Source organism: Nocardioides sp. GCM10028917 (assembly GCF_042666175.1).
Taxonomy (GTDB): Bacteria; Actinomycetota; Actinomycetes; order Propionibacteriales; family Nocardioidaceae; genus Nocardioides.
The window spans coordinates 293,869-310,476 of sequence record NZ_JBHTFL010000013.1; the positions used below are offsets into that span (position 1 = coordinate 293,869).

The 16,608-nt window shown below is 71.2% G+C and carries 12 protein-coding genes; 11 read left to right on the forward strand and 1 reads right to left on the reverse strand.

Features of this window, described 5'->3' with window-relative positions:
- Positions 1-147: 147 nt before the first annotated feature.
- The 11 genes from ACFQW6_RS21575 to rplQ all read left to right on the forward strand — a co-directional run bounded on the left by ACFQW6_RS21575 (position 148) and on the right by rplQ (position 15,368).
- Positions 148-6,411: an Ig-like domain-containing protein gene (locus ACFQW6_RS21575; RefSeq protein WP_378550509.1), complete on the forward strand. Its 6,264-nt coding sequence runs from the start codon at positions 148-150 to the stop codon at positions 6,409-6,411.
- A 55-nt stretch (positions 6,412-6,466) separates the two neighbouring features.
- Positions 6,467-7,438: an AAA family ATPase gene (locus tag ACFQW6_RS21580; protein ID WP_378550511.1), complete on the forward strand. Its 972-nt coding sequence runs from the start codon at positions 6,467-6,469 to the stop codon at positions 7,436-7,438.
- 163 nt (positions 7,439-7,601) lie between these two features.
- Positions 7,602-8,783 (forward strand): DUF58 domain-containing protein, encoded by a 1,182-nt coding sequence (locus ACFQW6_RS21585; protein WP_378550513.1) that lies wholly within the window; start codon positions 7,602-7,604, stop codon positions 8,781-8,783.
- The gene (locus ACFQW6_RS21590; protein ID WP_378550515.1) at positions 8,780-11,254 is read left to right on the forward strand and encodes a transglutaminase domain-containing protein; all 2,475 of its coding nucleotides are present in this window, start codon (positions 8,780-8,782) and stop codon (positions 11,252-11,254) included. Before ACFQW6_RS21585 ends, ACFQW6_RS21590 begins: the two co-directional genes overlap by 4 nt.
- A gap of 204 nt (positions 11,255-11,458) precedes the next feature.
- Positions 11,459-11,680 (forward strand): translation initiation factor IF-1, encoded by a 222-nt coding sequence (gene infA, locus ACFQW6_RS21595; RefSeq protein WP_056599768.1) that lies wholly within the window; start codon positions 11,459-11,461, stop codon positions 11,678-11,680.
- A gap of 32 nt (positions 11,681-11,712) precedes the next feature.
- A complete protein-coding gene (gene rpmJ, locus ACFQW6_RS21600; protein ID WP_004008316.1) occupies positions 11,713-11,826 on the forward strand; it encodes a 50S ribosomal protein L36 in 114 nt (37 codons plus the stop codon).
- Between the two features lie 185 nt (positions 11,827-12,011).
- Positions 12,012-12,386 carry a 30S ribosomal protein S13 gene (gene rpsM / locus ACFQW6_RS21605; RefSeq protein ID WP_036490072.1) on the forward strand — a complete coding sequence of 125 codons (375 nt, stop codon included), beginning with the start codon at positions 12,012-12,014 and terminating at the stop codon, positions 12,384-12,386.
- Between the two features lie 82 nt (positions 12,387-12,468).
- Positions 12,469-12,864 carry a 30S ribosomal protein S11 gene (gene rpsK, locus ACFQW6_RS21610; RefSeq protein WP_010831742.1) on the forward strand — a complete coding sequence of 132 codons (396 nt, stop codon included), beginning with the start codon at positions 12,469-12,471 and terminating at the stop codon, positions 12,862-12,864.
- 28 nt (positions 12,865-12,892) lie between these two features.
- Positions 12,893-13,501, forward strand: a complete 609-nt coding sequence (gene rpsD, locus ACFQW6_RS21615) for a 30S ribosomal protein S4 (RefSeq protein WP_378550518.1) — start codon at positions 12,893-12,895, stop codon at positions 13,499-13,501.
- A 112-nt stretch (positions 13,502-13,613) separates the two neighbouring features.
- On the forward strand, positions 13,614-14,630 hold the full coding sequence (locus ACFQW6_RS21620; protein ID WP_129474471.1) for a DNA-directed RNA polymerase subunit alpha: 1,017 nt from the start codon (positions 13,614-13,616) through the stop codon (positions 14,628-14,630).
- A 114-nt stretch (positions 14,631-14,744) separates the two neighbouring features.
- Positions 14,745-15,368, forward strand: a complete 624-nt coding sequence (rplQ, locus tag ACFQW6_RS21625; RefSeq protein ID WP_378550521.1) for a 50S ribosomal protein L17 — start codon at positions 14,745-14,747, stop codon at positions 15,366-15,368.
- A 221-nt stretch (positions 15,369-15,589) separates the two neighbouring features.
- Here the strand turns inward: rplQ and ACFQW6_RS21630 are convergent, their stop codons facing one another.
- Positions 15,590-16,546: a ketopantoate reductase family protein gene (locus ACFQW6_RS21630; protein WP_378550523.1), complete on the reverse strand. Its 957-nt coding sequence runs from the start codon at positions 16,544-16,546 to the stop codon at positions 15,590-15,592.
- Positions 16,547-16,608: the final 62 nt, after the last annotated feature.

The following is a 16,608-nucleotide window of genomic DNA, read 5'->3' on the forward strand; positions in this document are numbered from 1 at the left end:
CCACGCCGCCATCATCACCCATCACCCCAGTCCCGCGCACATGGTCACGATTTGTCGGAAACTTGTCCGAACCTCCGCGACATACATACGCTCCCCCTCGGGTGTGTGCGGCGGGCGTACCTCATCCGTGGGCCAAGGGGGGCTGGCGTGGCACGAGTGACTGCTCTGCGTCGACACCGCGCTGGCATCGCCTCCGGCGTGGCGCTGGCCGTCGCGTCGACCGTGGTCGCCGTCTACGCCGTGTCCGCCGACGGCTACAAGTCGCACGAGGCCGAGCTCAACGACGGTGGCGTCTGGGTGGTCAACGGCAAGAAGGGCTGGTCGGGCCGGCTCAACAAGCCGATCAACCAGCTCGACGGCGTGGTCCCGGGCGACAACGGCAAGGCCCGCCTCGACGTGGTCCAGGACGGCGCCGCCGTGGTGACCCTCGACGCCGGCACGAGCCGGGGGCAGGTGATCGAGACGAGTCGTCTTGAGGCCCAGGACGGCGGCTCCGCCGCGATCCCGGTCACGGGTGACGTCGCCATGGCAGGCGGCTCGCTCGCCACCGTGGACGCCGAGACCGGCGAGGTCTGGGCCGTGCGCTACGACGACGAGCTCGGCAAGCCGGTCGTCAGCGCCGTCGACCGGCAGGCCGAGCCGCTGGCCGAGACGGGCGAGGGCGCGGCCCTCACCGTCAGCCAGGACGGCACGGTCGTCGTGACCTCCACCGAGCAGCGCACCGTCACGACCCTGGCACCCACCGACGCGGGCTTCGGCAAGCCGCGCACCCGCGAGCTGTCCGGCGACGCGGGCCAGGTCACCGACGTCACGACGGTCGGTGACCGCATCGTGACCCTCGACGCGGACGCCGGCGTCCTGAGCGTCGTCGGCGGTGCGACCGCCTCCGTCACGCCCCTCAGCAGGCTCCAGCAGCCCGGACCGGGCTACGACGCCGTGCTCGTCGGCGCGCCCGACGGGCTGGTGAGCGTCGACCTCGAGTCCGGCGACGTCACCACCGTGTCCGACAGGTCCGGCTCCGCCGTGGAGCCGGTCCGCCTCGGGGCGTGCGTCTACGGCGCCTGGTCCGGCGGCCTCGGCGCTGTCGCCGTGCAGTGCGGCTCGCAGGAGGTCATGGAGGACGACCTGGGCGGCAACGCCACCAGCCTCGCGTTCCGGGTCAACCGCGGTGAGATCGTCCTGAACGACGCCAACAGCGGCACCGTCTGGGACGTGCAGCAGGACAAGCCGGTCCGCATCGACAACTGGGAAGCCTTCACGTCGAAGAAGAAGAACAAGGACGACGACGAGGAGAACGAGAACCAGACCGACGCCGACCGCCGACCGCCGCGGGCCAAGCCCGACTCCTACGGCGTCCGCGCCGGGCGCACGACCGTGCTTCACCCGCTCGACAACGACTCGGCCCCCGACGGTCGCCTGCTGAGCATCGTCGACGTGGACCAGCCGTCCGGCGGGGCCCGCGTCGAGATCAGCCCCGACGGCCAGACGCTCGTCCTCGAGATGCCCGAGGACGCACGGCCCGCCCGGTTCGACTACTTCATCGACGACGGGCGCGACGGCCTGTCGGCCCACGCAGCCGTCGACGTCGCGGTGCGGGGAACCGAGCAGAACGAGCCACCTGCCCCGCGGGAGGGGTGGAAGAAGCCGACCTACAAGGTGCCGCACGGCGGTGAGCTCGCCGTCCCGGTGCTGGGGGACTGGCGCGACGACCGCGACGGCGACACCTTGCTCCTCGAGTCCGCCCAGGCCGTGGGCGGGGAGGAGACCGGAGCCGCTGCCCGCACCACCGCCGACGGCCGGCTCCGCTTCTCTGCTCCGTCCGGTCCCGCCGACGGCCCCCAGGTCGTGCGCGTGGAGTTCGCCGTCACCGACGGCCGCTCCGCCCCCGTCACGAGGTCGATGGGCTTCCAGGTCCAGGCGCCCAACGACCAGAAGGCCTACGCGCCGCAGGCCGAGCCCGACGTCGTACGCGGTGAGGTCGGCACGCCGATCAAGATCCGGCCGCTGCTCAACGACCTGCCCGGGTCCGACCCCAACGCCACCGACGCCGAGCTGTCGCTGGGCGGCAAGGTGCCCCAGCAGCCCAACGCCAAGGTCGTCACCGACCTCGACGCCGGGCAGCTGACCTTCACCGGCGAGCGGGCCGGCACCTACTTCCTCAGCTACGACGCAGCCTTCGGCAACGCCCCGCTCGACCAGAGCACGATCCGCGTCGACGTCAGGTCGAGCCCCAAGCGCGCCGCCGACCCGATCGCCATGCCCGACACGCTCACCGTCTACGGGCAGGCGCCCGGCGTCGTCGACGTGCTGGCGAACGACCTGGACCCGGGAGGCGGCCTGCTGGTCGTCCAGCGCGCCGAGGGCGACCGGGCCGACCAGCTCGACGTGGCGATCGTCGACGGGCGCTGGTTGCGGATCTCCGCGACCGGGCCGGACCTGGCCCCCCAGACCCAGACCGTCTCCTACACGATCAGCAACGGCGCGAGCGCCAGTGTGCGCGGGGAGGTGGTGGTCACGCAGCGCGCGCTGCCGGCGGACAACGTCCCGATCACGGCTGGCGACAAGGTCGTCGTGCGGGCCGGGGGATCCGTTGCCGCGCCCGTGCTCGACAACGACGTGTCCCCGGCCGGTGACCGCCTGACGCTGCTCAACGACCTGTCGAGCAGTGACACCCCCGGCCAGCTCGCCGTGGTGGCGCCGATCGACGTCACCGGCGACGTCGGCAAGGCCTTCGTGTCCGGGCGCGTGGTGCGCTACGTCGCCCCCGAGCGGGTCGAGGAGCGCGACACCTACTCGATCACGTACGTCGCCCAGAACCTCGAGGGCAAGCGCGCCGACGGCACCCTGAGGGTGACGGTGGTTCCCGCCGACGACCCCAACGACGCTCCCGAGCCGCCGACCCTGGAGGGCCGGGTGGTCTCCGGGGACACCGTCAAGGTCCGGGTGCCGGGCGTGGGGGTCGACCGCAACGGTGACCCCGTCACGGTCACGGGGATCACGTCAGCGCCCCGCCTGGGCCGGATCTCGTCCGTCGGCGGCAACTTCCTGGAGTACGAGGCCTATCCGCGCACCGTCGGCACGGACGAGTTCACCTACTCGGTCGTCGACTCGCAGGGCGCCTTCGCCACCGGCACCGTCCGGATCGCCGTCGTCGGGCCCGGGCAGCCGCAGCCGCCGCTCGCGGTCGAGGACAGGCTCACGGTGGAGCCGGGACGCACGGCGACCTTCGACCCGCTCGCCAACGACTTCATCGCCCCCGGCGACTCGGTGGAGGTCGAGATCCTCGACGGCCCCGACGGCGCCCGCCTCGACCCCGACACCAACCTGGTGACCGTGCCCGCGTCCGATTCTGTGAAGGCGCCGCCGACGGTGCTGGTCTACCGCGTCACCAACGGCATCGACGAGTCCCGGGCGACGATGACGCTCACCACCGCGGACGGCTACGAGAACCCGCCGATCGTCTACGACGCCTTCGGCCGTGCCGACGACAGCGGGAGCGTGGTCGTCGACGTCCTGGACGGCGCCTACGACCCCGACGGCACCGCGGAGGACCTCGAGGTCGTCGACGTCTCCGGTGACCCGTCGGCCCGGGTGGTCGACGGAGTGCAGGTGCGCGCCGACCGCGGCCCGGCCCCGAAGGTGCTGCCCTTCGAGGTGCGCGACGCCGATGGAGCGACGGCCGTCGCCTCGGTCTACATCCCGCCAACGGGCGACGGCCTGCCCTACGTCCTGCCAGGGTCGCTCATCGAGCTCGACTCCGGGGACAGCATGACGGGCAAGGTCTCCGACTACATCGCCGCGCCCGACGGCGGTCAGGTGCGGCTCGCCTCCGGCCGTCGGTCCTACGCCGCCTCGCCTGAGCCGCTCACCGTCGGGCCGGACGGCGACAACCGCTTCAGCCTGTCCGCCCCGGAGGGCTTCCGCGGACCGGGCTCGGTCCTCGTCGAGGTCACGACCGCGACCGACGCCAGCGGCAACGAGGACGCCACGACCACCGAGGACGGCGTCACCGCCATCTTGTCGATCCCGGTGGTCGTCGGGGACGACACCCCGTCGCTCCAGTGCCCCACCAGCGTCATCCCGATGTCGGCGGGCCAGCGCTACGACCTCGACATCGCCTCGTACTGCACGGTCTTCACCGTCGACCCCCGCGATGCAGAGGGACTCGACTTCTCCGCGGAGTGGAGCCAGGCCGTCGACGGCGTCGACGTCGGGAGCCCCGTGGGCTCGGTCGTCCCCGTCACCGCCTCGGACGACGCCACGGAGGGCGGCGAGGCCGTGCTGACGGTGCGTGCCGGCGACAGCAACCCGGAGGAGGTGCGCTTCCGGCTCGCCCAGGCCCCGCCGCCGCGACTGTCGCCGATCCGCGTCGAGACCATGGAGGCCGGCCAGAGCCGGACCTACGACATGGCCGCCTACCTCCAGGCCGGCGTCGCTGACCCCGAGCCGAACATCGTGCAGGTGCAGAACACCGGGACGCCCGGCGTGAAGGCCAGCGTGGACGGCAGCAGGCTCACGCTGAGGGCCGAGCGCGACACCCGCGGCGCGGAGGCGAGCTTCCGGCTGGTCGTGAGCGACGTGGACGACAGCGACCCGCCGTCGTCGCGCACCGCCGAGGGCCGGATCGCGTTCACGGTCGTGGGCACGCCCTCCCCTCCCGGCGAGCCGCGCCCCTACCCGCTGTCCGACGAGGTCGGCACCATCAAGATGGGGTGGGCGCCGCCCGACGACGACGGAGGAGCCCCGGTCCTCCACTACATGGTGCGCGAGGAGAAGACCGGCGCCAAGCAGCGGTGCGACACCAACGAGTGCGTCTTCCGCAAGCTGAAGACCGGCGGCAACTACAGCTTCCGCGTGCAGGCGTTCAACCGCGTGGGCGCCAGCGACTGGAGCAACGTGTCGCGTTCGGCCCGCGCCGACACGCAGCCCGGCCGGGTGCAGGACATCCGGATGACCGGCCGCGACGACGGGCAGATCGCCATCGCCTGGGACAAGCCACCGACGAACACCTCGCGGATCCTCGACTACACCGTCACGTGGCCGGGAGGTGGCCCCGTGGTCGTCGCCGGCAGCACGACGACGTACACCGCGACGGGCCTGGACAACAACCAGCAGTACACGTTCGCGGTGAAGGCGCGGAACCAGGTGGGCTACTCCCTGGCCCGCACGTCGGGGGAGATGCAGCCCCTCGGCACGCCACCGGCGCCCGCCGCGCCGGCCGTGACCGACCTCGAGTCCGGCGCGCAGCAGACCAGCATCCGGGTGGCCTGGCAGGCGGTGCTGCCGGAGGGTCCCGGCCCGACGGTGTACACGGTCAGCTACGACAACGGCGTGACCTCGGGGAGCGTCCCCGGCTGCCAGCGGCTCGCGTCGCTGACCTGCACCCACGCCGGCGTGCCCTACGACGGCCTCACCTACACCTACACCGTGGTCGCGGCGAACCAGCCCCTCGACCAGCCGGGAAAGCGTTCCCAACCGAGCGCGGGCACTCCGATCGAGGCGGTCGGTCGTCCGGCCCAGTGGGCTGCCTTCTCCGCCGTTGCCACCGGCGCCAGCCAGGAGGTCCAGCTCCAGTACACGGTTCCGGAGTCGCGCGGCTCGGTGAGCAAGGTGGAGATCCTGGTGGCCGGAGGGGTGAACCGGACGATCGAGCAGCAGACCGGCACCAACACCACGCGTATCCAGGTGCCCAGCAACGAAGGGCCCTTCCCCGTGCAGCTGCGGGTGTGCAACGAGGAGGCTCCGGCCGGGTGCACCCTCAGCGCGGTGGTCAACGTCCAGTCCTACGGTCGCCTGGACGGCATGCTCGACGACGTCGGTCCGCCGGCCCTCAACGGCAGGACGATGACGTGGACCATCACCGGCACGAGCAACGGCAACCCGAGCGTGGTGGAGGTGCAGGTCGGCGACGCGGCCACTGAGGTGTTCCGTCCGGGCGGCCCCGGCCGCTTCGCCTTCGAGAAGACCTTCACTGCCGCGGAGTACAACCAGAACGTCACCATCTCGGTGCGTCTGTACGACGACGACCCCGGCGGTCGGGGCGAGGATCGTTCCGTCCGCACGGACCGGACCCCCCCACCACCGCCACCGTCCATCGGGATATCGCGGGGGGCCTCCTGCACCGACGGCGACGAGGTGCTCGAGAACAACTGCTGGAGCGGCCCTCCGGAGACGCCGTGCGACGTCCCCTCGTGTGCCTTCGCGGTCCTCAACATCTCGTTCGCGCCGGACGCACAGAAGGCCATCTGGCGCTGCGAGTTCGACAAGTTCCCGTTCGTCCGCGACGCCCAGGGGTCGGGTGACTTCAACGGGCAGGTGGGTGCCTACTACCAGTCCGGCGAGACCGTCGCCGGCACGTGCAGGTTCTCGTTCAACTACGCGGACCAGCGCTTCGTCTACACCTTCCCCTAGCCCGCGGCCGCGGTCCCCGCCCCATCCATCGCCCTTCCCGACAACAGGAGCACCGTTGACGATCTCCCACGAACAGGCCGAGTGGTTCAAGTCGACCTTCGACCAGCTCACCGACAACATGGAGAAGGCGGTCCTCGGCAAGCGTCACGTCGTCCGGCTGGCACTGACCTGCCTGCTGTCGGAGGGGCACATCCTCCTCGAGGACTTCCCCGGCACCGGCAAGACGATGCTCGCCCGCGCGCTGGCCAACACCGTGCAGGGCAGCCACGCACGCATCCAGTTCACCCCCGACCTGCTGCCCTCGGACGTCACCGGCGTCACCGTCTACGACCAGCACAAGGGCACCTTCGAGTTCCACCCCGGCCCGATCTTCCACACGATCGTGCTGGCCGACGAGATCAACCGCGCCTCTCCCAAGACGCAGTCGGCGCTGCTCGAGGTGATGGAGGAGGGCCAGGTCACCGTCGACGGCGTGGCCCACCCGGTCGGCAGGCCGTTCCTGGTGATCGCCACCCAGAACCCCATCGAGCAGGCGGGCACCTACCGGCTGCCCGAGGCCCAGCTCGACCGCTTCCTGATGAAGACCTCGGTCGGCTACCCCGACCGCCAGGCGACCGTCGAGCTGCTCAACAACGCGGCGGTCCGTGACCGGGCCGCCCTGGTCACCCCCGTCATCACGGCGGCCACGATCGCGCAGATGAGCGGCCTGGCGGACGAGGTCTACGTGGACCCGGCCGTCGTCGGCTACGTCGCTGAGCTCGCCGAGGAGTCGCGTCGGCAGCCGCACGTGAAGCTCGGTCTGTCTGCCCGCGGCTGCCTGGCGTTCGTACGGGTGGCGAAGACCTGGGCTGCTGCCGACGGTCGCGACCACGTGGTGCCCGACGACATCAAGGACCTGGCCGAGCCGGTGCTCTCGCACCGGATGCTGCTCGACGCCGAGGCGCAGTTCAGTGGTGTCGACGTGCAGACAGTGATCTCGCGCCTGCTCGACGCCGTCGCGTCGCCGACCGACCGCGTGGGGGCCTGACCGCCTTGGTCCGCCGATCTCTCGCCTGCTGCGCGCCGCCATCCGGGCGCGTCGGCGGCGTTGTCGCGCGCTCGAAGGGCCTCCGGCCCGTCTTCGGCACTCCGCCTTGCCGCCACACCCGTCTGGAGGCGCTCGCGACGGCGTCGATCGGCGGGCCAAGGCGATGAGGCAGCGGTTGAACGAGGCGCTCGAGGTCATCAAGCCGATCGGCTGGTTGGTCCTCGGTCTCGGCCTGGGTGCTCTCCTGGTGGCCGTCATCGCGCAGTGGCGCGAGCTGGCGGTGCTGGGCACGGGCTGCCTGCTGCTGATGGTGCTCGCGCTGCCGTTCCTCCTCGGCCGGACGTCCGTGTCGGTCGACCTGCGGCTCCAGCCCGAGCGGGTGGCGGCGGGGGAGTCGGTGGCTGCCGGCGTCCTGGTGGTCAACCGCGCCTCCTCGCGCCTGGTCCCGACGACGCTGGAGGTCCCGGTGGGGTCGGCCGTGCACCGCTACGGCATCAGCTCGCTCGCTCCTGGAGCGACCCACGAGGAGTCGTTCACCATCCGCACCGAGCGGCGCGGCGTCATCGCGGTCGGACCGGCGATGACCCGTCGCGGCGACCCGGTGGGCATCTTCTCGCGTGACGTGGTCTGGACGCCGGTGCGCGAGGTGCTCGTGCGTCCGCACCTGGTGCCCCTGGAGTCGCTCGGCGCCGGACTGCTGCGCGACCTCGAGGGTGTCTCGACCGACGCGGTCAGCCAGAGCGACCTGGCGTTCCACGCGCTGCGGGAGTACGTCCCCGGTGACGACCTGCGACACATCCACTGGCGGTCGTCGGCGAAGGTGATGGCCTCGAGCGGCGAGTCTGCCCTGCTCGTGCGCCAGTACCTCGACACCCGCCGCAGCCACGCCACGATCGTCGTCGACGACCGGCTCGGCTCGTGGTCCGACCCGGAGGACTTCGAGACCGCGATGGCCGTCGCCGCGTCGATCGCGGTGCGGGCGGTGCTCGACGAGTTCGACGTGTCCTTCGTGTGCGGCACGCACGCCTCGTCCGGCTCCGACGGCCACCTCGCGCTCGACGCCGTCTGCCGCGCCGACCTCGGCGACCGCGGCCTCGTCGAGTCCGGGCGGCAGGCCAGCATGCTGGCTCCCGACACGAGCCTCGCGTTCTTCATCGGCGGCAGCGAGTCGCCGTTCACCGACCTGCTCCGGTCCTCGGCGGCCTTCCCGCCCGAGGTGCGCCGCTACGGCATCGTGGTCGACCCTCGGGGCAACAGCCGCGTCACGGAGACCGGTGGCCTGCCCGTCCTCCACCTCGCGGCCAAGGAGGACCTCGGCGGCCTCCTCCGCTGGAGCGTGCGATGAGTGCGCGCAACACCTCGGCCACGGGCACCCGCACCCGCGTACGGCCGCACGCGCTGCTGCCTGACCGCCACTCGTGGGTCGACATGGGCTTCACCCTCGCGCTGGCCGCGGTGGCGCTGACGGCGTTCGGCTCGTCGTTCACCGGGTCGGCCTACCTCGTGATCGGCCTGCTCGGCACGGTGGTCGCGATCCTCGTCACCCACCTGACCCGCGCGGCCGGCTGGCCGGTGATCTCCGCGGTCGTCATCTGCCTCGTCCTCTTCTTCGTGCTCGGCGGACCACTGTGCCTGCGCTCGCTGGGCGACACCTACACGCTGCCCGGTGCCGGCACCCTCGCCCGGGTCGCGGACCAGGCGGTCTTCGGCTGGAAGGACCTGCTGACCACGCTGCCGCCCGTCGACGGCGACGGCCCGCTGCTGGTGCTGCCGTGGCTGGCGGGGATGGTCGCCGGGCTCGTCGGCAGCACGCTGGCCGACCTCCCGGTCCGCCGCCCCTGGCTGGCGGCCCTTCTGCCCGTGGCCGGGATGACCGTGGTCCTCTCGGGAGCGATCCTCCTGGGGGTCCGCCACCCCCAGTCGCTGGTCGTGCAGGGCGCGGTCTTCACCGTGCTCGCCCTCGCCTGGCTGGCGATCCGGGCCCGCCGGGCGAGTGCGGCCGTGCACGGCGGCAGCACGTCGTACGTCCGCGGTGTGGGAGCCGTCGTCATGCTGGGCCTCGCGGCGCTCCTCGCCCATCCCGCGAGCGCCCTCTTCGTCCGCGACGACTCGGAGCGCGCGGTGGCCCGCAACTGGGTCGAGCCGCCCTTCGACATCGGCCGCTACCCCTCGCCCCTCGCCGGCTTCCGCAAGTACGTCGACCTCAAGGGCGAGCCCAACCCGGCCAACGTCTACGACAAGACGCTGCTCGAGATCGACGGGGTGCCCGCCGGGACCCGGGTGCGGTTCGCGGCGATGGACCGCTACGACGGAATGGTGTGGGGCGCCACCGACGACGCGCTGCCCGGTCCGGCGGACGACTCCTTCCAGCGCGTGTCGTCCACCATCGACAACCCGGTCGAGGGGAAGGAGGTCGACGCGACCGTCACCCTCGGTGAGGGGTGGAGCGGGGTGTGGCTGCCCACGGTCGGCGCCCTCCGGTCCCTGGAGTTCCAGACCGGTGACGCACGCGCCAAGGCCGAGGTCTTCCGCTACAACCTCGCCACCTCCACCGCCGTCGTGCCCACCGGGATGCAGCGCGGCGACCGCTACTCCTTCACGGCGGTCCAGCCCGACGACGAGCTGGGCGAGGAGACCGTCGGGTCGGCCGACCTGACACCCCTGCCGGCGGGCGCGGCGTTCATCCAGGGTCCGACCGAGAAGTGGACCGAGGACGCCGGCACCGACCCGATGGACCGCGTGCTGGCCGCCGCCGAGCACCTGCGCTCGGATGGCAAGTACTCCGACGGCGTCGGCCGCACCGAGCGCATCTACGTCGCCGGCCACAGCGCGTGGCGGCTGTCCGACGAGTTCGTCAACGCGCCGCAGATCGTGGGCAACGACGAGCAGTACGCCGCGACCATGGCGCTGATCGCCAACGACATCGGTGTGCCCGCCCGCGTCGTGCTCGGCGCCGTGGTCCCGGAGGGCGGGCGGGTCACCGGCAAGGACGTGTGGGCCTGGGTGGAGCTGCGCGCCGCCGACGGGTCCTGGAGGACGCTGCCGACCGAGGCGTTCATGTCGGACACGCCTCCGGCCGACCAGGTGCCGGAGACCAACACGCCGATGTCCGGGACGGTCATCCCGCCGCCCAACCCGATCCCGCCGCCGTCCGACGCGGGGGAGCAGAGCGACGCCGACCTCAAGGAACGCAAGGCCACCCGCAAGAAGAAGGCCGACGAGGACGAGGACAGCGTCATCCCGGGCGTCCCGTCGTGGGTCGGGGCGGTGGTGACCTACGTCGGTCTCCCGCTGCTCGTCGCCGCCCTGCTGCTGGCAGCCGTGGTCGGCCTCAAGGCGTGGCGCCGGTACCGGCGCCGCAGCGCACCGTCGGCGTCGGCTCGTTTCGTGGGCGCCTGGCGCGAGCTCGTCGACCACGCGCGCGACCTGGGGCAGCCCGTGCCGCTGGGACCGACGGTCACCCGGCGCGAGCAGTCGGCCGGCATCGCGTCCGGCGGGGCCGGCACACTGGCCCGCCGCGCCGACAGCTTCGTCTTCGGTCCGAGCGCGCCCGCGGTGGCCGCGGCCGCGACGTACTGGGAGTCGATCGACGCCGAGCGGCGGGCGATGTCGCAGGAGGTCGGGCCCTGGCAGCGCTTCCGGGCCGCGACCAGTCTCCGCTCGCTGCGGCGCACGACGTCCCGGCCGGCGAGGGACGCGGACTGGCAGCCGGTCGCCGGTGACACGGAGCCGACCCCCGCGCCCGGGCGTGTCCCGGCCGGGGCGCGACGGCGGCGCCGTCTCGCTGATTGGCGTTCTCGACGTACGCCTGACTAAACTGGTGCGTCGGCCCAACGTGGGCTGTGTTTCGTGGCGCCTCGCGGCTGCCCGGAATCTCGTGTGATCGTCCAAGACGCTTGCGCGCGTGCCCGGGAAGAGGTTCCCCGGACCGCCTCACGAGGTCCACCGGACACCTGCGTAGCACGGTGCCGGGCGGTTCCCGGGCCACGGTAGACAACGAGACGACAGATTGTGGAGGACATGCCGAAGAAAGAAGGCGTGATCGAGATCGAGGGCACCGTCGTGGAGGCCCTTCCCAACGCCATGTTCCGCGTGGAGCTGGCCAACGGGCACAAGGTGCTCGCGCACATCAGCGGCAAGATGCGACAGCACTACATCCGGATCCTCCCCGAGGACCGGGTCGTGGTGGAGCTCTCGCCGTACGACCTCACCCGGGGTCGGATCGTCTATCGCTACAAGTGACATTGCCAGCCGAGTAGCAAGGAATCGTTGACATGAAGGTCAACCCCAGCGTCAAGCCCATCTGTGACAAGTGCAAGGTCATCCGCCGTCACGGCCGGGTCATGGTCATCTGCGAGAACCCGCGCCACAAGCAGCGGCAGGGGTGATCGTCCTCGGCCGGCTTCGCCGTCCGAGAACGATCTGAGCACGACCAGCACCACCACAACGTGATCGCTAGGCCAGGCACCGCCTGACCGAAGTCACCTCCGGAGCACCGGCCGGAGCCCACCCGAGGCGGGATGGGACGCGACACGAACCGAAACCGATGCGAGAACAGACAAGGAACCGCCACATGGCACGCCTCGTTGGTGTCGACCTCCCGCGCGACAAGCGCATCGAGATCGCTCTCACCTACATCTACGGCATCGGCCGTACCCGCTCCCAGCAGCTGCTCGCTGCCACCGGTGTCGACCCGAACGCCCGGGTCCACACGCTCGGTGACGAGGAGCTGGTCAAGCTTCGCGACGAGATCGAAGCCAACTTCAAGATCGAGGGTGACCTCCGGCGTGAGGTCCAGGCGGACATCCGCCGCAAGATCGAGATCGGCAGCTACCAGGGTCGCCGCCACCGCATGGGCCTTCCGGTCCGCGGCCAGCGCACCAAGACCAACGCGCGCACCCGCAAGGGCCCCAAGCGCACCGTTGCCGGCAAGAAGAAGGCGAAGTGATCTGCGCCCCTCATCGGGTTCAGCGCTGATCACCTCAGTCCCTACGCACGCTTCCAGACCAGACCTCACCAGGAGTTACTGAATGCCTCCCAAGAGCCGCGCGACCAAGGTGCGCCGCAAGGAGAAGAAGAACATCGCTCAGGGCGAAGCCCACATCAAGAGCACGTTCAACAACACCATCGTCACGATCACCGACCCGACCGGTGCGGTGATCTCGTGGGCCTCTGCCGGCACCGTCGGCTTCAAGGGCTCGCGCAAGTCCACCCCCTTCGCCGCCCAGATGGCTGCCGAGGCCGCCGGCCGTCGCGCCATGGACCACGGCATGAAGAAGATCGACGTCTTCGTCAAGGGCCCGGGCTCGGGTCGTGAGACCGCCATCCGGTCGCTGGGTGCCATCGGCCTCGAGGTCGGCACCATCCAGGACGTCACGCCCACCCCGCACAACGGATGCCGGCCGCCCAAGCGCCGCCGCGTCTGACCCGAGACTGAGAAAGAGAGACTGACACATGGCCCGCTACACCGGTCCCATGACCCGCAAGTCGCGCCGTCTCGGTGTCGACCTCGTCGGCGGCGACGCTGCCTTCGAGAAGCGTCCCTACGCCCCCGGCCAGCACGGCCGCGGTCGCATCAAGGAGTCCGAGTACCTGCTGCAGCTCCGCGAGAAGCAGAAGGCTCGCTTCACCTACGGCGTGATGGAGAAGCAGTTCGTCCGCTACTACAAGGAGGCCAGCCGCCGCCAGGGCAAGACCGGCGACAACCTCCTGCAGCTCCTCGAGTGCCGCCTCGACAACGTGGTCTACCGCGCCGGCTTCGCCCGGACGCGCCGCCAGGCCCGCCAGCTCGTCACGCACGGCCACTTCGTGGTCAACGGCAAGAAGGTCGACATCCCGTCCTTCCAGGTCACCGACCACGACATCATCGACGTGCGCGAGAAGTCGCTCGAGCTGACCCCGCTGATCGTGGCTCGCGAGACCCACGGCGAGCGCGTCACCCCCGCCTGGATGGAGGTCATCCCGTCGCGGATGCGCATCCTCGTGCACCAGGTCCCGGTCCGGGCGCAGATCGACGTCCCGGTCCAGGAGCAGCTCATCGTGGAGTACTACTCCAAGAAGTGATCTCCGTTCGGTGGTCGCCCGTGCGGGCGGCCACCGATGCCCCTCTTCCACGCCACTCCTCACCATGTTCGGATCCGTCAAATAGCGGGTGGATCCGGAAAGGAAAAACTCCGTGCTCATCGCTCAGCGCCCCACCCTCACGGAAGAGACCGTCGACGAGTTCCGCTCGAGGTTCGTCATCGAGCCCCTCGAGCCCGGCTTCGGCTACACGCTCGGCAACTCGCTGCGCCGTACGCTCCTCAGCTCCATCCCGGGTGCCTCGGTCACCAGCATCAAGGTCGACTCCGTCCTCCACGAGTTCTCGACGATCGAGGGCGTCACCGAGGACATGACCGAGATCATCCTCAACCTCAAGGGCATCGTCGTCTCCTCCGAGCACGACGAGCCCGTCGTGATGTACCTGCGGAAGTCCGGTGCCGGCGACGTCACCGCCGCCGACATCACCCCGCCCGCCGGTGTCGAGGTGCACAACCCCGAGCTCAAGATCGCCACGCTGTCCGACAAGGGCAAGCTGGAGATGGAGCTCGTCGTCGAGCGCGGCCGCGGCTACGTCTCGTCCGTGCAGAACAAGGGTGCCGACAACGAGATCGGCCGCATGCCGGTCGACTCGATCTACAGCCCGGTCATGAAGGTGACCTACAAGGTCGAGGCCACCCGTGTCGAGCAGCGCACCGACTTCGACAAGCTCGTCATCGACGTCGAGACCAAGCAGTCGATCCGTCCCCGCGACGCGATCGCCTCGGCCGGCAAGACCCTCGTCGAGCTCTTCGGCCTGGCCCGTGAGCTCAACGTCGAGGCCGAGGGCATCGACATCGGCCCGTCGCCCGTCGACGAGCAGCTGGCCGCCGACCTGGCACTGCCGGTCGAGGACCTGCAGCTCACGGTCCGCAGCTACAACTGCCTCAAGCGTGAGGGCATCCACACCGTGGGCGAGCTCATCTCGCGCTCGGAGCAGGACCTGCTCGACATCCGCAACTTCGGTGCCAAGTCCATCGACGAGGTGAAGGCCAAGCTCGTCGAGATGGGCCTCTCGCTCAAGGACAGCGCGCCCGGCTTCGACCCGCACGCCGCCCTCGCCGCCTACGGCGACGACGACGACGACGCGTTCATCGAGGACGAGCAGCTCTGATCTCCCGGCCCTCGCCACGAGGGTCGTACCACCAAACCGACCGGGCTCAGCCGAACGTCTGAGCCGGTCGTCTACCCGGGTACCTGACACGGCCCGAGAGAAGGAAGGCACCACATGCCCAAGCCCAAGAAGGGTCCCCGCCTCGGCGGTAGCCCCGCCCACCAGCGTCTGATGCTCTCGAACCTGGCCACCGCCCTGTTCGAGCACGGCCGGATCACCACCACCGAGACCCGCGCTCGCCTGCTGCGCCCGGTCGCGGAGAAGCTGATCACCAAGGCCAAGCGCGGCGACCTGCACAACCGTCGTGAGGTCCTCAAGACCGTCCGCGACAAGTCGGTCGTGCACACGCTGTTCACCGAGATCGCGCCGACCTTCGCCGAGCGTCCCGGTGGCTACACCCGCATCACCAAGATCGGCCCCCGCAAGGGCGACAACGCCCCCATGGCGGTCATCGAGCTGGTGACCGAGGCCTACAGCCCGAAGGCTCCCTCGACCAAGAAGACCGACGCCGCTGCCGCGCCGGCGCCTGCCTCGGCCGCTCCGGCCGAGGTCGAGGCGGAGGCCGTCGACGGTCAGACCGAGGTCGTGGAGACCGAGGCTGCCGACACCGACACCGCCGAGGCCCAGGCCCAGGGCGACGCCGCCGAGGTCGAGTCCACGGACGCCGACACCGAGGTTGCCGACACCGAGGCTCCGGCCGCGGAGTCGGACGAGGAGTCGGACGAGTCCAAGGCCTGATCGCAGGTACGCACCGCAGGCCCGTCATCCCGCTGGGGTGGCGGGCCTCGCTGCGTCTCCGCCACAGGAGAGCGGTGGGTGAGGGGCATTCCGAGAGTCCGAAATGCTCCTCAGGCACCGCTCTCCGGCGCGGCGTACGCGGACACGCCTGGGAGCGGTGCGACAGGGGGATTCGGACGGTGAGGAACCCCCCTCACGCACCGCCCGCGCGAGCGCCGGAGTCAGAGGCGGGCGAGGACCTCGGCGGCGTCGAGGCTGCGGGGGGCGCCGCCGGTGGCGGCGAGGTGGCGGGTGGCCGCGACCACGGCGTCGTTGACGGGGGTGGGCACGCCGTGCAGTCGGCCCTGGAGGACGACCTCGCCGGCGAGGTAGTCGATCTCGGAGTCGCCGGTGCCGCGGGTGAGGCTCTGCCAGGTGGAGCCGCCGCGACGCTCGAGGTCGGTCCGGCGCTGCAGGATCGAGCCGCGCCGTTCGCGGTCCTCCTCGGCGGACACGACGGTGAGGCCGGCCGCGGCCAGCACCCGCTCGCCCTCGGCCTGGGCCCGCTCGGCGAGCTCGTCGGCCGCGTCGCCCTGGGCGAAGGAGGCGTCAACTCCGTTGCCGAGGTTCATCAGGAGCTTGCGGCGCTTCATCGCCATGATGTCGGCGCGCTCCTCCGACTCGATCCCCGCGGCGCGGAGGTCGGCGGCCACCGCGGCGGTGGTCGCGTCCGTGCCACCGGGGAAGCGGCCGACGTCGAGGATGGCCGGCGTCGGGTGGCACGACGCCACCACCACGCCGGGCTCGAGGTGGGTCGCCGGGAGCATCACGCAGACGGCGTACGTCCTCGCGAACAGCCGCAGCGCGGCCGCCTCGGTGGCGATGCCGTTGGTGGCACAGACGACGGGTACGTCGGCGGGGGCGTGGGCGCGGAGGTCGGCGAGGGCGACGGCTGCCTGGTGGGACTTCACCGCCAGCAGGACGACGGTGTCGTCGGTCCACCCGACCTCGGCGGCCGTGTCCGTGGCCGGGGCGTCGATGCGATGGCGGCCGTCCCCGGCGTCCAGCACCAGGCCGCCCGCCCGGATGGCCTCGAGGTGCGGCCCCCGGGCCACGAGCGTCACCGCGTGGCCGGCCAGGGCGAGCGTGCCGCCGACGACTCCACCGACGGCGCCGGCGCCGTAGACGACGTACCTCATGTCCTCGACCCTACGAGGAAGGCCGGGCCTGTCAGGCGCCGGGCACCCGGGCCCGGCCGCAC